Source organism: Paenibacillus hodogayensis (assembly GCF_039536325.1).
GTDB classification, from domain to species: Bacteria; Bacillota; Bacilli; order Paenibacillales; family NBRC-103111; genus Paenibacillus_AB; species Paenibacillus_AB hodogayensis.
The window spans coordinates 304,445-327,864 of record NZ_BAAAYO010000008.1; the positions used below are offsets into that span (position 1 = coordinate 304,445).

The following is a 23,420-nucleotide window of genomic DNA, read 5'->3' on the forward strand; positions in this document are numbered from 1 at the left end:
ATCCGGCCTACTGTTCGTCGCCGAGCTTCTCGCGCAGCGCATTTTCCACCTCGATGGGGACCAGGTCGGCTACCGGGCCGTTGTAACGGGCGATTTCCTTGACGATGCTGGAGCTTAAATACGAGTATTGCGGACTTGTCATCATAAAGAAGGTTTCCACGTTATCGTTCAGCTTATGATTCAACGAAGCCATTTGCATTTCCGATTCAAAATCGGAGATCGCGCGCAGCCCTTTGACGATGACGTTTGCTTTCTTTTCCACCACATAGTTGATCAGCAGTCCCCCGAAGCTGTCCACTTCCACGTTCGGAACGCCGCGGGTCGCTTCTTCCAGCAGCTTCGACCGTTCTTCGACCGTGAAGAGCGGATTTTTTTTGCTGTTGTTGAGCACCGCAACGATTACCTTATCGAACACTTTGGCGGCCCGGTGAATAATGTCGAGATGCCCAAACGTGACCGGATCGAAGCTGCCCGGGTAGACCGCAATCGTATAATCGTGCTTGTTCTCGCTCATGCTTCCATCTCCTCATCGGCTTGCCGCACGCTGCGGCGATATATGGATATGGCGGTCTCCCCGTAATCCGTATGTTTGATGCGATCCAAATCCCCGATCCGTTCGCCGAACGCGTTGGCGGCATCGTGCTCCACGACGACCGTGGCCTTCTCCGCCAGCAGCTCCATCTCAAGCATCGTCCCGATCAGCTCGGGTATGGCCGTCATCTTGTAAGGCGGATCCAGAAAGACGAGATCGAAGCGGGTCTCCCGCTTGCCAAGCACCTTCAAGGCTCTAACCGCGTCGTTCCGGTACACCTCGGCTTGCTGTTCCAAGCGGGCTGCCTGCAGATTTGCCCGAACCACGTCTACGCTGCGCTTGTCCGCATCGACGAAAACCGCCGACTCGATCCCCCGGCTCAACGCTTCGATGCCGAGTCCGCCGGTGCCGGCGAACAAATCGAGCGCGCTCCCCCCGGCAAAATACGGCCCGATCATGCTGAAAATAGCTTCCTTCACTTTATCTGTCGTCGGCCTCGTTCCCATGCCCGGCACGGCCTTTAACGGCCTGCCTCTGGCCGACCCGGAAATGACTCTCACCGTCGTCCCCCGTTCCTCTCGTGCAACTGTATGATGTCTGTCAGGCTTTTTTCGGCGGGGCATGTACCCTGTGCTTCGCATGGTACATAAACGAGCAGCGCAACAGGCGTTCCGCTCTCGCAAAACCGCTCCTGCTCCGCGTTTCGTTGACCTGCGCCGAAAGCGCCTTTGCTGCTGCTATCGTATCACATTCTGCAAATAAACCACAAAATTTTACGCAGCGCATGTATAGGTTTTTCCAAATCCGGACATATTGTAGATATCGACATCCAACCAATGTCGTAGACAACCGCGGAGAAGACTTACGTTTCCCCATAAGCTCTTCGTCCGGTTTCTCCTCTCCCATGAGGGGCCCTAGCAATAGGGCCTCGAGACTATTCAGCCGTCATCCCTTGTGGGTGGCGGTTTTTTTTGTGCCCATACTTCCTAAATACACCATCAGACATGAAGCAGGGATTACCCTCCATATGACGAATTGTTCTTTCGGGAGGGGGTTGTCGCATGATCGAAAAATATAAACTCGCCAACGAGCCTGATAAAACGATGTTCGTATTTCCCGCGCTGGCTGGTAAGGTCTATGGCCATATCGTCAAAGATCGGACAGAGAAGGGGCCGGCGAAGCTCGTATTTGAGACTGCCAAGTACGAAACGGTAGAAGCGCTGAAAGCCGACTATCCGGAGGCGAACATCTGAAGCTTGTCCACGGCTACGTGCTCCAATCATCCCATCACCTGCAGGTCGCTATGCATAATGGCCTGAATGTCGAGGTATGGCAACAACAAGGCTAAGATCATACAACAACTACGGACAATTCCTTTGAACGAGATCAATAACGTTGTTATGTAGTATTTGTTAGCGTAATAATAATTTCTGTAATCGATACACTCCAATCTGTAAAAACAAAAAAAGGAACAGCGGGGTAAACCCCAAATCTGTTCCTTTTTACATTGGCTGGACTTACCCTTTAATTTTATGAACAACCTCCGAAACGTACTTGGCAAGTCTCATGCTTATCTCCGATCGCATCACTTCTCTCACTATCCCTATACGCTCCTCATAGCCCCGGCAAACATAACGATAATAAACGACCATGTCCACCTGCTCGTCACCGTGTATCTTAATACTTCTGCGCGACAACTCCCGCCTCAAATCGTACAAGTCCCTGTTTATACTGCTCATGACTACCTCGGCCGACAGCAAGTAGAGCCGTTTCAAGATATTTGTCGAGTTTTTGATATCATCAATGCTTCGCTGGACCATAGTTAGCATGTGAGGCAACAGAACATAGTCCCGGATCATCGTCAACTCTTCGGTCGTCGGGTGCGTAGCCTTTTTGTCTCCGCGAGCCTCGTATTGCTCGATGTGCTCGGGAAGCGCCATTTTTGACTCCCATCGTCCGTTAGCATCCAATTTGCTCATGCCCAATGACCTCCGATTTGTACGGCTCTCTCACGTGCCTGCCCCGTCTCCAGAAGCGACGACGCCCGTATGATTGCTGCCGATCCGTAGCGCTCTTTTATCGTATCGACGGCCCGCTCGCGTCGGATATGGCGTTCGCGGTCGTCAAACAGGTCCAGTTGGTACACATCATCATGGGAAAGGTCGGTGAGTGTGATATGAAGACGCGTGAGCGGCATACGTTGCCAATGCTCCATAAATAGACGGTGTACGGCGGCGCCCACCTCATGCGGCAAATAACTGGGGGTGCGTAACGTTACCTGCCGGCCGAATCCTGACGATCGGTCCCCATCCGTTTCGGCAGCTCCGACCCCGACGACCCGTCCCATATACCCTTGTCGACGGGCGCGTCGGCAGACCTCGATCACCAGCTCCAGCATGATCGGCTCAATCTCGGCAAACGTTTTATACATCCCCCACTTAAGCGCCCGCCCGCAATTGATCACTTTAATCTGACTTCGGATGCCGTTGACCACCGGGCTCGGATCGATACCCCTGGCAGTCTGCCAATAATACTCCGCCTGAATATCGCTCTGCTTGCCCATCTCTCGGCGCATCATCCGTTTAAAGTCTCCCAGATCGAGACGGGCGATCGCTCCGATCGTCGATAATCCCATCCTCGTAAAATGGACGGTCATGCGGCTTGCGACCATAAACATCTGATGCACGGGCAGCTCCCATAAGTCGGACATGTTGTCGCTGTCCAGCCGGTACATGCCGTCGGGACTTTTTTTGGCAAAGTTGTCAGTTGCCATTTTAGCGAGTATTTTGGTCGGGCCGATGCCGACCCTCGACCGAACACCCGTCGCCAATTGCACCCGCGTCTGGATTTGGCGCACGATCTCCTCCGTTGATCCATAGTCAGCGAGCGACCCGGTCACGTCCAAAAACTGCTCGTCGATGCTGTACGGCTCAACCTGATCGGTGATCGATTCGTATATCTCCGAGATAAGCAACGATATGGAAATATACGTCTGCATCCTCGGCCGGATAACGACAAGGTCCGGACACTTTGCCAAAGCCCCGCTTACGCGCTCCGCTGTCGTTACTCCCCTCGCCTTCGCGAGCGGGCAGGCGGCCAATATGATGCCACTACGCCGGGATGGATCGCCAACCGCAACGGGCATATCGTGATACTCTGGATGAGCCGCCTTCTCCACCGATGCGTAGAATGACTGGCAGTCTGCAAGGAAAATCACCCGTTCCCTTTTCATAAGGCACCTCCGAACAAAATACGAACATCTGTTCTTATTATAGAGGTAAATGCGATTTTTATTCAACATGAAAAAAATTACTTGTCTGGGGATAAAAAAAAGAGCAGTGAGGGTAGCCCTCTTGCTCCTTTTCGCGCTGTACTCTTCCTCGATTGCTTCCAATATAAAGGCTTTCTTGGTCGTCCGGACCGTTCTTCCTCTTCATCCATACGTTCCCTGTCGCCTAATGAGAAAGTGATTACTATTGTTGGATTGAACATCGCCGAGATTGAAATTAGTGTGATGACAAGTCAGTGTTTGGGACGACGAATCCTTCCCTCTCCCAATTAGCTCAGGAACTGCCGGCTTGAGCCCGACCCTAATCAAGACCAGAAGGGCGTAGACGGGCAGGGCAGTTCACGACGGACGATGCAAGCATCGAATTAAAGCGCCTTTACCCACAGATTAAGAATTGATGGCGTATTGGCATCAAGCTCTTTACGGAGCTTCTGCCGGAAGAACACGCACCGTAGCTCCTTCAAAGAACGAGCCCTGCAACAAAATATGCTCGTAGGGCTGATGCGGATTGGCTAGACGCCAGAGCATGCGCTCCGCTGCTCTTATGCCGCTTTCCCGAATGCGGATCACCGGTCGCGACAGCTCGGGCATATGCGGCTCCTCCATATGATGCATACTGATGAGCGAGATGTCCTCGGGAATGCGCTTGCCCACCACGCTGCACGCATGATAAATCCAGGCCAGGTCGGTTTTGACTCCGCACAGTAACGCCGTCGGCTGATGAAGCCGCAGCTTCTCGATAAATTGTGTGTTCCATTGCGACTGATTGTCGTAGGCCACCATCTGGTCCTCCGGGCGGAACGACAGTCCAGCCTCAGCCATCGCCTGCCCGAACGCTTGCCAGCGGATGACAAACCCCCGATGTCCCTCCATCCGTCCCACATACATGATGTTGCGGTGTCCGTTGGCATGCAGATAACGCACCGACTGGTGAACAGCCGTCCCGACATCCCAGGCAATGCTGTCCACCGCGGCTGCCGACCCCGGAAAATTAATTAGAATGCGCGGCACCCGCTTTGCCAGCAGGCGTTTCTCCTGAAGCTGCCCGACCATCGGCGCAATAAACAGGCCGTCCATGTAATCCAGCGGATGCAGGGCCTCCCATTCGTCGTAGCTACTGCCTTCCGGAAAAACGTAAGGGACGACAATCGTCTCCATCGCATGCCCGTATTCGGCTAGTTTGCTCTGCAAGCCTCCGATAATGAGTTGATTGATCTCCATCGCCACCGAACGGTCCGGAATGATGAGCGCAAACCGGTACGGTTTGCCTGCGGTATAGAGCGGCACGCGCTCCATCGCATGAACCCGCTCCTGATCCTTGGTCCGGTAGCCCGCCTCCTGAGCCCGCCGGATCACTTCATTACGCGTATCCTCCGACATGCCGGGTAATCCGCGTAATGCCTTGGACACGGTATGCACAGACAACCCCAACTGCTTCGACAAGTCTCTCAAAGTTATGCTTTTCCTTTTCCTCACCGCTTATCCTCTCCTCCACGCCCACCTCAAGCGGCGAAGCCGCGCGTCTTGAATTGTCCGTTACTGTGAACCTCTCCATTTAAAATGTAACTAATTTTCAACTAGAAGAAAAGCTTTTTTTACATTTAAAATGAAATAGAATCAATTTGTCGACAAACTGTGCAGGGGGTATGCGGCCAAGTGCCGCAGCAGCAAACGAGAAAAGGAGGTATTGCTTCATTTGTTCTGCGCTCGCAGCTGAAGATGCGTATCGTATTTCAGAGATGTTTATAGATAGCGTTTTCACTGATGTGTTAGCGCTTACCCGCATCCGGAGGTCAGCGAGTCGGCACCTGTACGCGCCCGACATGTCCATGCAAGCTCTCGGCATTGCCATCATCTTCATTGCTCAGGAGGTTCATCCATGCACAACTCATACAAACGAATCGGTCTGCTGCTCGCTTCCGCTGCGGCTGCCGTATCCTTGGCCGCTTGCAACAGCGGCTCAAAGGAAAGTCAAGGGCAATCCGAAAAGCAGCAGCCCACTGCGCCCAAGGAAGTAGAACTCGTGCTGTATTCGGACGTGGGCGACCCGGAAGAGGAGATCAACCGCGTCTATATCGAGCCGCTGCAAAAAAAATACCCGCATATCAAAATGAAGTACATCCGGGCTGCGGCCAACAGCGGAACGACCATGACGGATATGTTGGCCAGCAACACCAAATTCGATATTTTTTACCACGGCCGCGGCCCGTTCGAAGAAAAACTGGAAGAGTTCAATCTCATGTTCGACATGACGGAGCTCGCCCGCAAGCATCAGATCGATCTCAACCAGTTGGAGCCGACAGCCGTCCAATCCATCAAAGATGCGTTCGGCGGCAAATTGTACGGGGTCCCGGTCACGCTGAACAGCTTGCTCGTCTACTACAACAAAACGCTGTTTGACCAGTTCGGTGTCCCTTATCCGAAGGACGGACTGACTTGGGAAGAAACCTTCGATCTGGCCAAACGCCTGACCCGCTCGGACGGCGAACGTCAGGTGTACGGCTTCGGCATGAACGGCACCGCCCAGTTTGTCGGCATGAGCTCGCTGCCGGCTCCGTTTGTGGACGGCAAGACGAATCAGCCGTCGATCAACAGTGATCCGCGCTGGCAAAAGCTGTTCCAGACGGTATTCGCCAATCCGGTGATGACCGAGACGTTCGCGCTTGCCAAGAAGCTTCCGAACTGGGCATCGTTCAGCAAGGAGCATGAGCTGGCAATGATTTTGTTCACGGCCTCCGTTCCGAATGCGTTCGAAGCCGAACTGAAGGCCATGAACTGGGACATGGTCGCGATGCCAGTGTTTAAGGATGCGCCCAAAGTCGGCTCCCGCACCAATCCGATTTATTTCGGCGTCACCTCGCTCTCAAAAAATCCGGATGCCGCAATGGAAGCCATCAAATTCTGGACATCCAACGAATATCAGCTTGAGATGTCGAAGACCGGCAAACTGATGGCATCGACAAGCAAAGAAGTCAGGGACGCGCTTGGCAAAGAGTCGGCTTTCCCGGACAAAAACTGGGGGGCGATCACGTACTATCCGTTCACGCAGCTGGCCCCGCTGACCAAGTTTGACAACAAAGTGCGCTCTGTATACACGAAGCATTTGAACACGCTTCTCGCCGGTCAAGCCGACCTGAACACCGCAATGCGGCTGATGGAAGAAGAAGCTCAGCAAGTCATCAAGGAAGAACTGAGCAAATAAGGAACATCAAAGAAATAACGCACCTGCCTGATGGCAACCGGACCGATATCAGTGAAAGGCCGGTTGCCATACAGGATGGTAACTTTGTTGATGCTCATTGATGCTTCTAACGGATGAGTTTGGCTACGACTGCTCCTAGAGAGACGCCGACCGCCCCATTGCTAGAATGGGACAGCGGTGTTTTTTTTATTTTGCCAAAATGTCCAAAGACGCTTCCCACCTTCACAATGGTTGGAAGCGTCTTTGCATCTCATTCCAGAGTTAAGCTTGTTCTTCAGTTCGGCGATGACGCCAGCGACTCGATTCGAATCGTCCTCAAGCGAATCGGTTCCGCATAAGTGGCATAGGTCACACTGCGGTACTCCAGCAAGTGAACGCCGACCGTCTCCAACTGAAGCGGCTGGCTGTACGACGTCCATGCTCCTCCGTTCATGCGGTAGACCGTATCGGTGACGCTGGAACCGTATACCGAAAGCGTCACGGTGACCGGTCCGACATATGCACCGCCTGCGTCCGGCCCTGCCGCTGCCGAAATTGCCGCTTCCGTCTGCGGCGGCGACGCGAGCGGATGAATCGTAATCGCAATATTGTAGTTGCTGTAATTGGCTACCGGCAGCGTGCTCGTCGGATGCACGACCAGAACCGTCGTACCGTTGGTGCGCACTTCGTTGCCGGCTATCCGACTGTCCAGCGACAGCGTCTCAGAGGTCGTCTTGTGCGTCAGCGTGCCGGTAATGCGCAGGCCGCTTAACAGATTTCCTGTCAGGGCAAACGGAAAGTTCGCGTTGGAGACGACGAATCGGTTTTTGCCGTCGCCTGTCCCTGAACTGTTGACGGCCATCGCCAGCGGTTCGAAATACCCGAGCTTCGGACGCGGATGAATCGTCAACGTAATGTTGTAATCCGTGTAGTTGGCCAGCGGAACCGCAGACGTCGGCGTAATCGCCAGTGTGGTGTCGCCGTTGGGCCGCATCTCATTGCGGATAATCAGACTGTCCAGGTTCAGCACCGAAGCGTTAGTTTTGTGCGTCAATACGCCGGTTACCCGCAAACCGTTCAGTAAATTGGCTGTCAGCGGGAACGGGAAAGACTCCCACGGCACGACGAAGCGAATTTCCCCCGTGGCCGTCCCCGTGCTCTTAACCGTCGATTCGATCGGTTCAAACCGTCCCTGCTTCGGAATGGCGATGCCGGAATCCTCGAACCCGTACGCCTTAAGCGTCCCGCCTCCCAAGGCTTCCGTGGTGTTGTCCGCCTTGGTCGCCGTCAACTGGTACGTAAAGATCTCCTCCGGATTGTCTACCTTAATCAAAAACTCGTACGGGTATCCTTCCTTCTCGATGGTATGCGACTGACCGTTGACCGTGTACTGCATCGTCAGCTTGCTTGTCGCGGCATTCAGATCATTCACATAAACGAAGGCGTGGTAGCTGTCCGGCGATACCTGGATCACATGCCCTTTGCCCCGCGTATGCTCGCTGACCGTCCCGCGCGGGTGGTTGGCAAAAGAGTAATCCGTTTTCGCATAGCCCGGAGCCCGCACGCCAGGAATATCGAGCAGCACCGAGCGAATACCCTTAGCCGGAATCGTCAGCGTAAAGCTGCCGCTGGTCACGGCTACGGTCGACGCTGTGCCGTCCGCCTCATACACGGCTGCCGTTCCGGAATACGAAGCGCCTCCCGGCACCTTGTCTCCAAGTGCAATGACAGTAGTACGTGCGGCGTTGTCCTCGTTCATCAGCGCCAGCCCCAGCTTGCCGTCCTTGCGCGCCGCAACGTAATCGATATTCACACTGTCCGGCTGGATAATGCCTCTGTCCAGCCACAGCCACATATCCTCCTCGCCGTAGAACGTGCCCGGCGCATGGCCGAACTGGTTCGACGCCAGAAACGCGTAGCCGGACTGGTACAGCGACGGAAACGCAATGTGCTGTTCGGACTTGGCCCATGCGCTGTTGATCAGGAAGTCCTCGAGCATGGAGATAAACGACGGAATATGATGCCAGTAAATCTGCGTGTAGTCCGGTCCGACGTACGGATAATTGTCGCGCATCTGATGCACGATCATCCGGTCCTGGTAATAGCCGGGATAATTGCCGTAGCGGCCGACCGTAGCGTTGCGGGCCATCATTTCGTAGAACGGATCGCCCGTATAGGCAGAGAGCTTGACCAACGTTCCCGCCCAGTTGTTCATCGTAATGATGCTGCCGAGTCCCGGCGTTCGCCAATGCTCCGTCCCCATGCCCGCCTTGGCCAGCATCCAGCCGGGCACCGTTTCTTCGACCAGCGGAGGACCGCTTTCCTGCGGCGGCTTGGCCTGCCCGTCCGGATTGCCGAGCCTCCATTGCTCCGATCCGTGCCACCAGCGCACGAACTGCTCGACGACCTGCATCCGTTCCGCTGTCGCCACCGGGTCAATCGTATAGCTGGAGACGTCATACCCGTCGTGGTAGCCCGTCGTCCACAGTCCGGTAACGAGCAGGTTAGCATTGTCCCGGGCCGCATCCAAATATTTGGCCTCGCCTGTCGACTCATACGCGGCCAGAAACGTCATTACCATCGGGATATACTCGCCGAACACAAAGCCGTTCACATACTGCGTCTCCCGATTGTCTCCGGCATTCGGATGGTTGGCCAAATATTGATCGGCCAACTCCCGCACCATCGCCAAATAATCCGTGTCGCCGGTGTAGCGGTACAGGGCCGCCTGATCGGTCACGCCGCCCAGATTAGCGTTTTGCGAAGCCAGGTCGATCGCGGTGTCCATCAAAAACGGCATCCGGCCCTGCGTCATCTCGTACAAGCCGCCGTATACGCTGGCGGTGTAATTTTTCACCGGCCCGCCAAGCGGGGACGGCAGAACGGTCGGATAGCTTGCGCCGCCCTTGTTCGTCGTAATTTTGAAGTGGTAGTTTTGCCTGCTCAGCATGAAAGCCAGCGTCGGAATCGCCCGCTCGTCGAGAATCGCTTCGTCCTCGGTCAGCAAGTAGCGCTGCAGCGCCGTCATTGCGTTGGCGAGCGTCGTCATCTCTTTTTCTTCCATATTGTAGTGGGCACGGTTGACCGGGTCCCAGCCACCGTAATCGTCGTCCATCATCAGGTCGGTCGCATTGTAAATCGCCTCATTGATCGAATGAAACGGATTGGTGCGCAAATCCTGCAAATTGTATAAACTCTCGGTCACATGCTTGAACGTGTCGTACCAGGAGCCGAGACGGTTCACGATGCGGTAGGACACCTCGTACTCGGACTGCGCCGCGAACAGACTCGACGGAGAACCGAAGAGCGGAGAGACCAGTTGCGGCCGAACCAGGCCTTCCTCATCGCGAAGCACAAGTCCGAACGGCGCCGTATCCGGAAAAAAGTACCCTTGCGGCACGCTGGACGGGTCCATTGCGATCCCGGAGGTCACTTCTCTGCCCTGGGCTTTGACGCCTCCCTGCGGAAAATGCAGCGTGGCCATCGGCGTGAACAGGTAGCTCTCAGGGTACATCACCGAACGCTCCGGAACGGCCTTTTTCACATACAGCAGCGGCGCGGTTACGGTTTCAAAATCCGCCTCGTTCACCCCGCTGCCGCTGAAGAGCAGGAACGAGTACGCCCCCTCCTGCGGAAATTCCGCGTTCAGCGTCACCAGCGGATCGTCGGAAAGCGCATCCAGCTTGAAGGTTACCTTCAGATCGGCTTCCGTGTTGGCAAAGCTCAGGAGGATCTCGCTGCCGGATACTTTGGCATAATCCGTCGGAAGAAACCACACCGGAACGCCCGAACGGAAAAAGTCGTCCGTTATGTAGCTGCCGGCCTCGCCGTTCAGGCTGACCCGCTGCAACAATTGCGAGTATTGGTCCTTCGTGCCGATCAGCTCCGTGCGCAGCGCGGCCATCATCAAGAAGCCGAGCGGTTCGGTTTTGTGCTTCACCTGCACCCATTGCGCGCCGTCCTTGATGAAGATTTCATTTTGCACCAGACTGCCTTCCGCTCCGATCCCCTGGTGAAACACCAGCTTCACGGAATCGTTCTCGATCGAATCGGTTTTCAGCGGCGTCACATCCACCTCCGCCCACGAAGGAAACTCCGCGGACGGCAGCTCGGCCAGCGGATCGTCCGGCTGCACGATGGCCAGCAGATCGTTCTTGTCCTCGGGTGGCACGAAGTTCAGATTATCCGTCAGCAGGAAGCCTTCGCTCCGGGCATAGGTAGCAAGCGTATCCAGCAGTGAAAATTCGTGAAGACCTGCCGCCAGTGTGAAGGTCCCGACCTCGGTCCAGCGAAATCCCTCCTGACCGTGAATGCCAAATGTTTTATTGACGGTCGTTCCATCCACAGCGACCTCAAACATCCGCGTCCCCGGCGCATTTGTAGCGTAATCGCGATCTCTTACCCACAGCTTGTAATCCCCGGCTTGCGGCAAGTCTGCCTCTACAATCGCCGGGCTATTAGCCGTTACAGAGCTGCTCGTCTTGCCGCGCAAATTTTGGTTTTCCAGCCTCCAAGTGCCAAAGGTCTTGAAATTACTCGGCGTCCAGTAGTAGTAAAGCGCTTCCTCGCTAGTTGTCACGTTTTCCTCCTCTGTATGCTTCTCCGCCTGCGCCGATGGTCCAGTCCACACCGGCGTCATCAGCAGCACCGTCAACAGCATTGCGATCCAACGTTTCATGGCAAGCCTCCTGTAGGTTCAGCCGGCTCCCTGCTCCTTCTCTCTATCAGACCCGCGGCGTTTGCGGCCTTTCCGCCGTCGCCCGGCCTATCCTGCCTGTCCTTGCTCAATCAGCGTTCCGTAACCGAAGCTCCTCAGCCAACACTCTGCGAATAACCCTCCGCAATCGGCATTCTGCAAGCAGACGCTGTAGTTGGGCAGTTTCAATCCTGTCCGTCGCTATCCTCCTCTCGCTCCGCCGTATCAAAGGTTTGTACATCTCGAATGAAAGCGGTTTTCGCCTTTATCTTAAAAGTCCGCGAAAGCTTTTGTATAGTTACATTTTAGCTTCATTATTATTTCCCCTTCCAGTTGAACGCTACTTTTACTTAACCAGGGAAACGCAACACATGGGCTAATTTCAAAGCATCAAGCCCAACCCTTTGTTTCGTGTTCATTTTGTGTTTAAAGGACTTCCCCAGCAACATATCTCTAAATCCTGACATGCTGTTTCTTATAGAAAATCTCGAATAATGTTCTGGTAAGGAAAGACTTGATACTGCTCAAATAGTATAGTGCGGGAATCAAAACGGAATCCAAAATGGCATGGGGAAAAGTCCTGTGCCATTTGTTTTTTTAGGGAATTCGCGTACTCATTCCTTGACGTAACCTCCTCGTTTTTTCAAGGGGCTAGCTCAGCATGTTTGCCGATATAGCCTTGGTTGGTCCCTCCGTGAACACCCCGGGATGTACAGAACAGAGCAAGCTTCTGCGCGGAGCCGATTCCGATCGGCTGCACCGTACGGACAAAGACAACTCCGTTCGTATGATTCGGACATATGCCTCACATCTCGCAAGTAAGGACCCGTGTCAAATATTACGCTTACTGGAACCGGAAAACTCGCTTCGCCAAGGAAACGGATCGCTACGGCAAATGGTGCGCCTTTGCCGTGGAGGACGAAGAGATCGCCTACCGGATCTGCTCGTCCGAGGGGACCGCCAAAAACGGTGACCTGTTGTTTTGCCCTTGATCGCGGAGCAATGCGGTTACCGCAATGGTTCCTACATCAGCCGTCTATTGGCCGCCAAGCTGAATATGCCCCCTTCCGAATTTCGTAAAAAGCATCGACTGTAGCGTCGCTGCCGAAGCTGCGCAAGCATGATGTGAATAGGAGCAGTTACTTAAAACCGAAAGAATGGCTTGGGGAGGCTGCTTGTAGATCGGGTACGCTCCAGTTCTTCGGCAATGATGCGGATCCCCTCTTCAATATCATGCTCATCGGTTCGAATGATGCTAAGGCGCAGCAAGTTAAGCTTGGGGAAAGAGGAAAGGAAATGCTTATCGGTTGCCAGGACATCGACGCCACGATTCTCCAATCGATTGACCAAATCTTCTGTATGAATAAAGTCTGGAAGGTGTATAGAAGCGAAGAGCCCCCCGCAAGATTGGGTGGTATATATGTACTTTTCAGGCAATAATCGCCGTGAAATTGCCCTTAGATGTTTAATGCGATGACTGTACAAGGCATTCATTTGCTTCGCATGATGCGCATACATCCCAGACTTCATATAAATCTCCAGCACGCCTTGAGAAAGCACTGACGTGCTGAGATCCGCCGAATGTTTATGCCATTGGAGTAAAGGAATAAACGAATCGGGTACTACAGCCGCAGCAAGCCTTAATCCGGGCATCATGACTTTGGAAAAACTTCTGAGATAAATGACATGGCTCGCTCCATTATAAGCATGAATAGGGTCCGCTTTACGGTTTGTTTCCAAATCGGCAAGATAATCATCCTCCACAATGTAAACATCATGGGCTTTGGCGAGTTCTGCCAGTCGCTGTTTGTCCTCCGCTGTGTAAGAAGTGCCTAACGGATTATGGAAGCGCGGGATTGTATAAAAAAACTTGATCATATTACTTTGAAAATGACGTTCCAACGTTACCCAATCAATCCCGTCAGGAGTTCTTTCGATGCCGATTACGGTTTGTCTTTGTGTCTTAAGCGCAGCGAGCATTCCCCAGTAGGTTGGCTGCTCGACCAGAATGTTGGTTTTTCCGTTTGGAAAGGGCATCCCGGCCAGAAGATGGAGAGCTTGCTGAGCACCTGAAAAGATAAAAACTTGCTGTGCCGAAGGGAAAACCTGTTGCTGCTGAAAAAGCTTCACGATCTCCTGGCGAAGAGAAAGCAATCCTTGCGGATCGGGATAAGTAAATATGGAGGCTTCAAATAATTCCATCGCTTTGTTCAAGCATTGACGAAAGTCGATTTGCGGGATCGACGCGGGATCGGGAGCCGCTGATGCAAAATCGATTCGATTTGTTTGCAGCAGGGGAAGAAGCGCTTCTTTGGCTACGACAAAATAACCGCTTTTCGGACGTGAATAGATGAGATATTGATTTTCGAGTTCCTGATAAACACTAATAATGGTGTTGAGACTGCAACTGAATCGTTGGCTCTGTATACGGATCGAAGGGAGCTTCTAACCGGGTTTGAGGAGACCGTTGACGATGTCCGAACGGATGATTTGCTGAATGGATTCCTTTTTATTTGTCATAAGTACCCCTCCGACTTGAATAATTCGATCTATTGTCTGTACCCTTACAGATGGATAAACATCCAATATACGCAGTATTTTGTATCTATTATAATACAAATAATCAAACAGAAATGTATGTTATTTGAGGTGATTGTAATGAACAAGACGACCAGCGGCTGGATCAATGGTTTCCTGGGTGTACTTATCTTCAGCGGCTCGCTGCCGGCAACACGGTTGGCTGTGACGGATTTTGATCCGTTGTTCCTTACCGTATGCCGTGCCGCCATTGCCGGGGTGCTGGCGGGAGTACTTCTCCTCGTCTTCCGGCAACAACGGCCTGTACGAAGCGACATCGTTCCGCTATTGCTTATAGCACTCGGCGTGGTAGCAGGTTTCCCGCTGCTGACAGCCATGGCGCTTCAGTATGTCACATCCGCACATGCAATGATCTACATTGGGCTTCTGCCACTTTCGACGGCCATCTTCGGCGTACTGCGGGGCGGTGAACGCCCGCGACCAACCTTTTGGATCTTATCAGCTCTAGGAAGCTTCCTTGTAGCAGGATTCGCCCTAACACAAGGGGCTGCATCATCGTCGGTCGGTGATGCGTTAATGCTGGCTTCTATCATCGTGTGCGGTTACGGTTATGCGGAAGGGGCGCGACTCTCACGGAGGTTAGGGGGCTGGCAGGTGATCTCTTGGGCGCTCGTTCTATCGCTTCCCGTTATGTTACTGCTCTCGTTTTATTACATGCCGGTTACGTGGGCGGGTATCGGCGGTTCCACACTTTTGAGCCTTGCTTATGTTTCCCTGTTCAGTATGCTCATCGGCTTTGTGTTCTGGTATCGTGGTCTTGCCCAGGGCGGTATAGCAGCGGTTGGGCAGTTGCAACTCCTCCAGCCTTTCTTCGGCCTGCTGCTTTCAGCTCTCCTTCTGCACGAGCCGATTGGTTGGCCTATCTTTCTAGTAAATATCGGTGTCGTACTGTGCGTGGCAATCGCACGGCGACTTTCCTCAAAATAGGTTCACCGTCAGCTCCGACAAGAAAATGAATATATCGAGATTCGACAGAGCCAAATTAAAAAAACGGCATCTCTGCCGTCGTCGGAAGGGCTGAATTTTCTGACTGCGGCTATCCGCGGGCTGCGTTCCGTTCATGGCATTGCCCTGCTGCGTCGTCCGTTCGTTTGTAGCTGCTGCTGAACCGTGACGCTCGTTATCGCCTACCTGACAAATCAACAAAAAAAATACGACCGCTCAGCATTTGTTCCCCACCGCCCTCCCCCTATAATGAGAGTGCATGACCATACAGAAAGAAAGGGGGTATCATTCCATTGTCAACTGCCAAACGAGCGATCATTGACGTAGATATCCATCATAATGCACCGAACGTAAAAGCCATATTTCCCTACTTGCCGAAAGAGTACTCCGACCGCATATCCGAGTGGGGGCTGCTGCTTCCCAGCTATCCGTATATGAACGGCGGCAAGGGAGGGCGCCGGGTGGACGCCAATCCGCCGAACGGCGGAGCGCCGGGAACGGATCTCGACTTTATGAGAGAGCATTACCTTGACCCGTTTCACGTCGAGTATGGGATTTTAACCGGCGAGTTTTATTCGCTGGGCTCGCATCCCGACGCCCATTACGCCGCCGCGCTCGCTTCCGCTTACAACGACTACACGAGAGACCATTGGCTGGACAAGGATGACCGTTTGCGCGGCTCGATCACCATTCCGAAACAGCATCCGCTGCTCGCCGCCAAAGAAATCGACCGCGTGGGCGATGATCGGCGATTTGTACAGGTGCTGGTGCCCGGAGGAAGCGAGAAGCCTTACGGCAATGCGATTTACGAGCCGATCTTCGAAGCGTGCGTACGGCATAATCTGGTGTTCACGATTCATATCGGCAACGAAGGCCAAGGCATCAATCCGTCGCCGACCGGGGCGGGCCATGTTACCCACTACATCGAATCGCGGGCGAGCCGGACGCAAACCATGATGGCGCATATGGCCAGCCTCCTATTCAGCGGAGTCTTCGAGAAATACCCAACGTTGAAAGTCGTGATGCAAGAAGCCGGCGTCATGTGGATCGCGCCGTATTTATGGAAGTTGGACCAAGACTGGAAAGGGCTGCGGGTGCAAACGCCTTGGGTGAAAAAGCCGCCAAGCGACTATTACCGGTCCAATATGTACGTATCGTCCCAGCCGATCGAGCTGACGCCCGACCCGGCCCTGTTTGTCCCGATGCTTGACGCGCTGTACGCCAAGGAGTGCCTCCTGTTCGCCAGCGATTACCCGCACTGGGACTTTGACTCGCCGCGCCTGGCGTTTCCGAAGCTCGACGCTTCGTACGCCGACTCGATCTTTTACCGGAACGCAGCCAATCTGTACGGGCTGCAGCCGCGCACGCCCGATCGTACGTAACAGCCATCGACTCTCCCCGTGTCGAACGCGGCTAGCTAATTTTCCGACAGCTTGGCTGCATGCATTCTACGCCATTTCCCTGGCGGTATGCCATAATATTTGCTGAACGCATGTGTAAAGGTGTAAGGATCGGAATAGCCGATCATGACGGCGATATCTTGAATCGAATGCGTAGTAATATGCAGCAGCTCGAGTGCCTTGTCCATTTTGAGCTTCTCCAAGTAGCGCATTGGCGTCACGCCAACCTTTTCGGTGAACACTTTGGACAAATAAGCGCGATGAACGGACAAATAGGCGGATACGTCTTGTACCGTTATCCGCTCCATGTAATGGGTTTGCATGTATTCGATGCTTTTCGGAATCCAGTGGGCCGGACCGTTCGCAGGTTTAGCGCTTTCTTCATCTGGTGTCATCAAGCTGAATGTGCGATAGAGGACGGATTGCAGCTCCAGACTGCGCCGGTAGCCTTCGCTGGGCGGAACGAACAGTTGCTGCAGCGTATGGTGCAGCTCCTTGCTCATCACCTGTCTCAAATAAGGCTCGCTTTCGGAAAAGCCCGCTTTCGTCAGCAAAGTGTGCGACTGAGCGCCTTCAAAGGATACCCAGAGCATTTTCAGCGGCTTCTCTCCATTACCTTGTCCGTATTTGTAATGGATGTTGGGAAACATGCAAAAGGCGTCTCCCTTATTCAGCAGTACATGCTGGTGGTCGTAATACATGTGCAGCTGCCCTTGCATAATGAAATGAATGTTATACCAAGCGATATTTCTGGGTTCTATCCGGTATTCGGGCTTAGCGATATTATGTCCTACGCGCAAAAGCCAGACGCCGCCGCTTTTGGCAAATGCATCGGGAACAAAGTAAACGGTTTCATAAAATTCGAAAGCTGTTTCTCGCATGAATCGTTCTCCTCCTGCATCCTGCTTCCCTTTGTCGATTATACCATTAATTAACGACAAACTAACAAAAAAATTGTAAATGATTATCCAATTTCGCAAGGGAGGAATTTCGATTGAACCGTATGAAATGGATTTCGTTTTCCTGTTTGGCATTGGCCGTCGCTATAACCGCTACCGGCTGCGGCAAGTCCGATTCGGCGGACTCCAAGGGGACAACCGGGGATAAAGGGGCAGCTCCGGCGGTGGAAGCGCCCAAGGAGCCGATTACGCTCAGAGTATTCGAGACGCTCGGGATGACGCCGGAGCATTTCAAGCTGCTGATCGCCGATCCGGTCAAAGCAAAATATCCGTATATTACGATGGAACGCGTGCAAGGCTCGCCTAAAGCGATCACCGAAGCGCTGGCAGCGAAAGACCAGGTCGATCTGTTTACGTTTTTCAACGGCAATTGGGGCGACTATAAGGACCTGGGAATCGTGACCGACTTGAAGCCGATGCTGAACGCAGCCAAATACGATCTGAACCGATTCGATCAAGGCGCTCTGAAAACGTTGACCGATTTATCCAAATCGGGCGAGCTGTACGGACTTCCCTATCATATGCAATTCAACGCCCTCTATTATAATAAAGATTTGTTTGACAAGTTCGGGGTGGCCTATCCGGGAGACGGTATGACCTGGGAGGATGCGATGGAGCTCGCCAAAAAAATGTCGCGCCAAGAAGGCGAAACGCAGTATTCCGGGCTAACGATGGACGTTTGGACGCGCTTGACGCTGCAGCTCGGTATTCTTCCGGTCAACGCGGCGACGAACAAGTCTAATTTGACGACCGATACGTTCAAAAAAGCGCTGGAAATCGCCAAGCAAATTTATTCGATTCCGGGCAATCCGCCGAAGTTGGGCGGCGATCCGTTTCTTAAAAACAAAACGACGGCGATGTTCGCCTCGATCTCGCTGCTCGACGTGCTGCCGACGTCCGGATTGAACTGGGACGTGGCGCAATATCCGAGCTACAAGGACAAGCCGAACATCTTCACGCAATACGATCTGCACATCATGGCGATCAGCAGCACGAGCAAATACAAGGATGACGCGTTGAAGGCGATGCAGGTGTTTTTGTCCGACGACGTGTCCCGTATCAGTACGAGCCAAACCGGCCGTGTACCGCTGCTCGTCGACCCGAAGTTCAAGGAATATTTCGGTTCGGAAAATCCGGGATTGAAAGGCAAAAGGCTGTCCAGCATTTTCAAGAGCAAACCAAATCCGAATGCCGCCGCCTTTACCAAATGGCACTCCAAAAGCTATGAGATCGCCAACAAGCATGTGACCGAATATTTAAATGATAAGATCGACTTGAACACGGCAGCCCGCAATGCCGACGAAGAGATTAACAAGTGGATTCAGGACAACCCGTAGGGCGAAATCGTCCGCTGTCCCTGGCATCAGCGGCATCCGCTTGATTCGAGGGACGACCGAGCGGCGTCCGCTGAGCCGGATGCCCCGTTCCTTGCAATACGCACGCACGGTTCTCCCGATTCCGATGGTACTTCTGTTACAGAAAACCTCTCCCTTTGGCGCCGCATCCGGCCCGTTTGGGAGAGGCTTTTCCTTTATTACATATGAACCACAATCAGATCGTTATCGACGGAGACACCGAATTTCTCCACCGTGACATCATATGTTTTGGTGCGCATGGCCGCATCCACGATCATGCAGCCTGTAGAAATGTCAAATTCCCACTGATGCCAGGGGCAACGCACAATTTCACCTTCTCTTTCAAACCGAAAGTCGCCCGGGCCTCTGGAAGAAACATAGGCTGTCACCAGTCCTTTGCACAGCTCTGCCCCTTGATGAGGGCATATATTGCGCAGAGCATGAAAGACCCCGTTAATATTATAGATACCCACACTCCGACCCTCAACCTCCACAATCTTATGAGTGCCAGGCGGAATCTCTCCTACCGTCCCTACGATGTGCTGCGAGCTTCGCTTCATTGGATCTCCTCCGTTTGGCGTTGAGGCAAACCATACAGCTTGGCTGCATTCTGATAGTAGATGCTGTCCCATAGCTCATGGTCCAGTTTGGGCAGCGCTTGACTCGGTGAATCGTAATCCCAATGCGGATAATCGCTGCAAAACATCAGCGTTTCTTTGGCATAGATGCTCTCTAACAAATGATCGAAAATCTCGCGGTTTGGCGTCTCCTCGAATGGCTGTGTGGTAACACGGATATGCTCACGGAAGTATTCGCTCGGCTTCTTGCGAACCCAAGGCGTTTGCACACGCAGCCCTTTCCATTCTTGGTCGAGCTTCCACAGGAACGGGGCAAGCCACAGGACGCCGGCTTCCTGCAAAACAACCTTCAAATCAGGGAAGCGCTCGAACACCCCATCGAAAATAAAGCTGGCCAAATGTGCGGCCATTACCGCGGGACGTGCGCACCGCTGCTCAATGTAGTGAGTCACATACCCGGCCCCGGTATGAGGGCTATTTATACCTTCGCCTTCCAATCCAACGTGGATGGTGAAGGGTAGGTTATGGCGAACGCAAGCCTCGTAAATAGGATCGTAATACCGGTTTCCATAAGGAATCGAGGCTCCGCTTGAAACAATGACCTGAACCATATCGGACCGGCCTCCGACACGATCAATTTCTTGTGCAGCAAGCTTCGGCTCTTGCTTCGAGATAAATACGGAGCCCCTCAACCTGCTTTCCCGCGAAAGCCAATGCTCAATCGTATATTCATTAATCGCCCGGCAGATTGCGGCAGCATAATCATAATTGGGAATAGCATGCACCGCATAACCTTCCCCGGTCAGAATGCCGTATTCCACATGGTAGCGATCCAGATGCTGCTTTTTCATCAAATCCAAATCACTGCCGGCAGAGCCGCCGCCTTTGGGAAACGCATCGGCCATTCGGCCGCCCACGCCTCCATTAAAGTGCATGCCTCCCGGCAGCGAAGGACCGTATTGCTGCACCAGCTCTTGATAAGCTCGCGGCAAATACGGTTTTATGGCATTCATCCCCGTTGCTTGATGAATGTCGCAATCTATAATGGATCGTTTCAGCTTCGGACGCTGGTCCGCCGGTACCTTTTTATCAGTATTCGAAGTCTGCATATCTTTTGCCCCTCCAGCAGTTTATAGTAGATAGCAACCTCATATTACGTTTCCGGCGGCCAAACAACAATGCTTTCGTGTCTTGTATCTTTTGCGATTTTGTAAGGTTGTTTATGTTCTTTCACCTTTTGCTGCCTTCGTGTTCTCCATATTAATGCCCACAAAAAATAGTGAATAGCTGGATATAAACGTTTTTAACTTTGTGATTTTGTAATCTGGAATATAGAACTTCCTTTAACAAAAAAACCAGCCCATCGGGCCGGTCTTTAATGACATCGTTTGCATGTTAGGAAGGCTTATGTACAGCGGAATATTGTGCAGATATCTTCTTAAACACCTCATAGCTGCGTTGGGCGCATTCCGAAATCGCGATCGGATGAAATCCTGTCACCATGGCGTATAACGTATCGTGAAGCGGCTCGACCCAATAGGCCGGAAGCTTGTCGGCTCCGAGCTTAGCGCCCATAATCGATCCGACGGTAGCTCCGTTGCAATCGGTATCCCAGCCGCCTAGCACTGACGTCGTAACGGCCAGTTCGAAATCGTCCTTCGCAAAGATGAGCGACGCGGCAACTAAGGCTGCATTATTGTTGGTGTGGACACAATGATAGTGCTTGAACGCTTCCCAGATCCGATCGACTAAATCCAATTGGTCGACAGCACTGCGCGCAATTTCTACAGCTTTGCGAATATCGTGAGCCAATCGGCAGTTGCTAGGAATTTCACTAAGTCCAATTTCTACAATGCGCTCATTATCCGTCTCATTAAAAGCGGCTGCAATCATGGCGGCCACAAACATTTCGCCGTAAATACCGTTCTTCACATGGGAAAAGGAAGCATCCCGCCAAGCCAATTCGGCTGCCAGCTCCGGATTTCCTGCCGCGCCGTAAGCAAAGCCATCGGCTCTGATTTGAGCTCCAATCCATTCCCGATACGGGTTTAACCAAGTTCGCACCCATTCCCTTTTCTGTTCCCAGTCCTCCGTCTTTTCACCTTGCATATGGGAGGTCACCTGAGCGAAATTCAAATAAGCCTGCGTCTCCGCCGTACACACTTGCTGATAGCTAAGATACTTGTGCCACAGCTTGCCAATATCCCAAGAATCGAAATGCAATCCTTTTTCCTCTAAAAGAATTAAGCCTAACACGGTATAACGAATATCATCGTCGGATTCCATAAACTGAATATGTTCTTTCCAGCTTTTCTGGCACCAGTCATTCACTTTCAAGTCGTACTCGACGGACGCCCGCGAACTCCCCGGGGTATATCCGCGAATGGGCCAAGCATCTGCCCCTTTGAACCATAGCTCAATATTTTTCCATCCTGCTCTTCCCCCGCTGCCCGACATAAATTGAGGGTTCTCAAACGGTTTCCCCAAGGCGCACCCTATACTTCGACCGAGCCACGCACCTTGAAATTGATTGAGCCATTCGGCTTCGGATTTAGCTGTCGTGAGTTGTCGCGCTCCTTCAGGCCGCAACGCAAGAATACCGGGTAAATCCGAAGGCTCTTGATAAGGGAAATCAGCGCTAATGTCGAGCGCCATCAACTGATGATATACCGCCATCAGCTTCGCTTCCTCATCTCCGGCAGCTGCCCACTTGTCCTGAAACCCGCTTACATCGCAGCCTTCTTCTCCCCTTTGTATAATTTCCAAACGTACAATTTCCTTTAATCGCTCCCAGCCAGCCATCGTAAAACCACCTTTTACTAAGAGATTTAAGCTGATTATACTGAATTGGCTTTAGCGAATCCTCTCAATTTTCTTCACGCTTTCTCAAAATAATGGTTAACGCCAAAAACGCTCGGAAACCCGAGCGTTAAGCGCCATTCCCCGCTATGTCAATGCTTCCCCCGCGCCCGCTGCATCTCGTCGACGCGATCCCGGGTATCGGCAGGCCGGTACTGCTTAAGAACGCCTTGGTCATAGGTGAAGAAGGCATAGAAGGCGTCGTTGCCGATCTCCATGAAATACGTCCCTTCCTCCGCAAAAAGCGAGGAATAGGAGGGCGTATGATTGTCGGCATCGGGGAACAAGCTTGCATCCATTTGGACAACGGTCGATTCAAATCGTTCACGCTCGGGAACCCAGCGATGGATCTCCACAGCAGGCGGAACCCAATCCGTCTGATTGCCGACCCACTCGGGCACGCCATCGCCATCGAGATCCAAGGGAACGGCTCGATGCCCTTGAAAATCGGCAACTTGCCAGGAGTCGGTCTGTTTGTTATACACAAGCAGTCCATTTTGGGAGCCGATGGAGCCGAACGGCACTTCGATCGAGACGCCGGACGCTTCCCCGCTTATGAATGGTAATGGATTGAACCAAGTCTGATCGGGATTCTCTCCGCCGGCAGGCAAGGGACCCAGCTTCCACTCCGACTTTGCTCCCTTCAAATACGCGGTCAAACTCGAGGCTGCGCCAGCATCGGAATAAATACGAACCTCCGCCTGGGAGTCCGGCAGGGCAAAGCTTCGAACCAAATGTGCCGAGGCGGAAGGCCCCCCTTCTTCAAGAGGTTCTCCCACACTTTCGCTGAATGGAAGCTTCACCTGCTCCGGGAATAGATCCGGCCGATAGACTGCCTGAACTTGTTGCGGGCTCGCATGTCCTGCGGTCGGCGTAAGGCCGATAGGCCGATCGATCGTTTGTTCGCTGCTGCACGATATGACGGTCGGCAGCAGCAGGATGCCGAAAGCGATGCGCAAAACGGTACTCTTCACCCTTACACTCCTCTCATCGGGGCACAAGCTGAAATCGGAGAACGTGCAGTCGTC

The 23,420-nt window shown here is 53.0% G+C and carries 18 protein-coding genes; 6 read left to right on the top strand and 12 right to left on the bottom strand.

The annotated features are described in order from the left end of the window. Positions 1–7: 7 nt before the first annotated feature. Positions 8–514, bottom strand: a complete 507-nt coding sequence (gene coaD / locus ABD796_RS17215) for a pantetheine-phosphate adenylyltransferase (protein WP_344909670.1) — start codon at positions 512–514, stop codon at positions 8–10. Then, positions 511–1,092, bottom strand: a complete 582-nt coding sequence (gene rsmD / locus ABD796_RS17220; RefSeq protein WP_344909675.1) for a 16S rRNA (guanine(966)-N(2))-methyltransferase RsmD — start codon at positions 1,090–1,092, stop codon at positions 511–513. The genes coaD and rsmD overlap by 4 nt, the downstream gene beginning before the upstream one ends. A 501-nt stretch (positions 1,093–1,593) precedes the next feature. Between rsmD and ABD796_RS17225 the strand changes: the two genes are divergently transcribed. Next, positions 1,594–1,785 carry a hypothetical protein gene (locus ABD796_RS17225; RefSeq protein ID WP_344909680.1) on the top strand — a complete coding sequence of 64 codons (192 nt, stop codon included), beginning with the start codon at positions 1,594–1,596 and terminating at the stop codon, positions 1,783–1,785. Between the two features lie 264 nt (positions 1,786–2,049). Here ABD796_RS17225 and ABD796_RS17230 read toward each other — a convergent pair whose 3' ends face one another. From ABD796_RS17230 to ABD796_RS17240, 3 genes are all read right to left on the bottom strand, one after another. After that, on the bottom strand, positions 2,050–2,511 hold the full coding sequence (locus tag ABD796_RS17230) for a YhjD family protein (protein ID WP_344909684.1): 462 nt from the start codon (positions 2,509–2,511) through the stop codon (positions 2,050–2,052). After that, positions 2,508–3,764, bottom strand: a complete 1,257-nt coding sequence (locus ABD796_RS17235) for a DNA polymerase IV (RefSeq protein WP_344909688.1) — start codon at positions 3,762–3,764, stop codon at positions 2,508–2,510. Before ABD796_RS17235 ends, ABD796_RS17230 begins: the two co-directional genes overlap by 4 nt. Positions 3,765–4,241: 477 nt before the next feature. Next, positions 4,242–5,297: a LacI family DNA-binding transcriptional regulator gene (locus tag ABD796_RS17240; RefSeq protein ID WP_344909693.1), complete on the bottom strand. Its 1,056-nt coding sequence runs from the start codon at positions 5,295–5,297 to the stop codon at positions 4,242–4,244. Between the two features lie 403 nt (positions 5,298–5,700). Here ABD796_RS17240 and ABD796_RS17245 point away from each other — a divergent pair, with 403 nt between their 5' ends. Continuing rightward, complete coding sequence (locus ABD796_RS17245) at positions 5,701–7,023, top strand: ABC transporter substrate-binding protein (RefSeq protein WP_344909696.1); 1,323 nt, start codon at positions 5,701–5,703, stop codon at positions 7,021–7,023. 274 nt (positions 7,024–7,297) lie between these two features. On the opposite strand, the gene ABD796_RS17250 is transcribed toward ABD796_RS17245, so the two are convergent. Continuing rightward, positions 7,298–11,680: a hypothetical protein gene (locus ABD796_RS17250; protein ID WP_344909700.1), complete on the bottom strand. Its 4,383-nt coding sequence runs from the start codon at positions 11,678–11,680 to the stop codon at positions 7,298–7,300. A gap of 818 nt (positions 11,681–12,498) precedes the next feature. Between ABD796_RS17250 and ABD796_RS17255 the strand changes: the two genes are divergently transcribed. Next, a complete protein-coding gene (locus ABD796_RS17255) occupies positions 12,499–12,690 on the top strand; it encodes a hypothetical protein (RefSeq protein ID WP_344909704.1) in 192 nt (63 codons plus the stop codon). A gap of 151 nt (positions 12,691–12,841) precedes the next feature. Here ABD796_RS17255 and ABD796_RS17260 read toward each other — a convergent pair whose 3' ends face one another. After that, entirely contained in the window at positions 12,842–13,912 is a 1,071-nt protein-coding gene (locus tag ABD796_RS17260; protein WP_344909707.1) for an aminotransferase-like domain-containing protein, read from the bottom strand. Between the two features lie 444 nt (positions 13,913–14,356). Here ABD796_RS17260 and ABD796_RS17265 point away from each other — a divergent pair, with 444 nt between their 5' ends. Further along, positions 14,357–15,223: a DMT family transporter gene (locus ABD796_RS17265; protein ID WP_344909710.1), complete on the top strand. Its 867-nt coding sequence runs from the start codon at positions 14,357–14,359 to the stop codon at positions 15,221–15,223. Between the two features lie 311 nt (positions 15,224–15,534). Then, entirely contained in the window at positions 15,535–16,623 is a 1,089-nt protein-coding gene (locus tag ABD796_RS17270; protein WP_344909714.1) for an amidohydrolase family protein, read from the top strand. A gap of 35 nt (positions 16,624–16,658) precedes the next feature. On the opposite strand, the gene ABD796_RS17275 is transcribed toward ABD796_RS17270, so the two are convergent. Next, entirely contained in the window at positions 16,659–17,522 is an 864-nt protein-coding gene (locus tag ABD796_RS17275; RefSeq protein WP_344909718.1) for an AraC family transcriptional regulator, read from the bottom strand. A 122-nt stretch (positions 17,523–17,644) separates the two neighbouring features. Between ABD796_RS17275 and ABD796_RS17280 the strand changes: the two genes are divergently transcribed. Beyond that, positions 17,645–18,937 (top strand): ABC transporter substrate-binding protein, encoded by a 1,293-nt coding sequence (locus ABD796_RS17280; protein WP_344910301.1) that lies wholly within the window; start codon positions 17,645–17,647, stop codon positions 18,935–18,937. A gap of 197 nt (positions 18,938–19,134) precedes the next feature. Here the strand turns inward: ABD796_RS17280 and ABD796_RS17285 are convergent, their stop codons facing one another. The 4 genes from ABD796_RS17285 to ABD796_RS17300 all read right to left on the bottom strand — a co-directional run bounded on the left by ABD796_RS17285 (position 19,135) and on the right by ABD796_RS17300 (position 23,366). Further along, a complete protein-coding gene (locus tag ABD796_RS17285; RefSeq protein ID WP_344909722.1) occupies positions 19,135–19,515 on the bottom strand; it encodes a Rieske (2Fe-2S) protein in 381 nt (126 codons plus the stop codon). Continuing rightward, entirely contained in the window at positions 19,512–20,642 is a 1,131-nt protein-coding gene (locus ABD796_RS17290; protein WP_344909726.1) for an amidohydrolase family protein, read from the bottom strand. Before ABD796_RS17290 ends, ABD796_RS17285 begins: the two co-directional genes overlap by 4 nt. A gap of 286 nt (positions 20,643–20,928) precedes the next feature. Then, positions 20,929–22,335: an ADP-ribosylglycohydrolase family protein gene (locus tag ABD796_RS17295; RefSeq protein ID WP_344909730.1), complete on the bottom strand. Its 1,407-nt coding sequence runs from the start codon at positions 22,333–22,335 to the stop codon at positions 20,929–20,931. 149 nt (positions 22,336–22,484) lie between these two features. Then, positions 22,485–23,366: a hypothetical protein gene (locus ABD796_RS17300; protein ID WP_344909735.1), complete on the bottom strand. Its 882-nt coding sequence runs from the start codon at positions 23,364–23,366 to the stop codon at positions 22,485–22,487. Positions 23,367–23,420 lie beyond the last annotated feature (54 nt).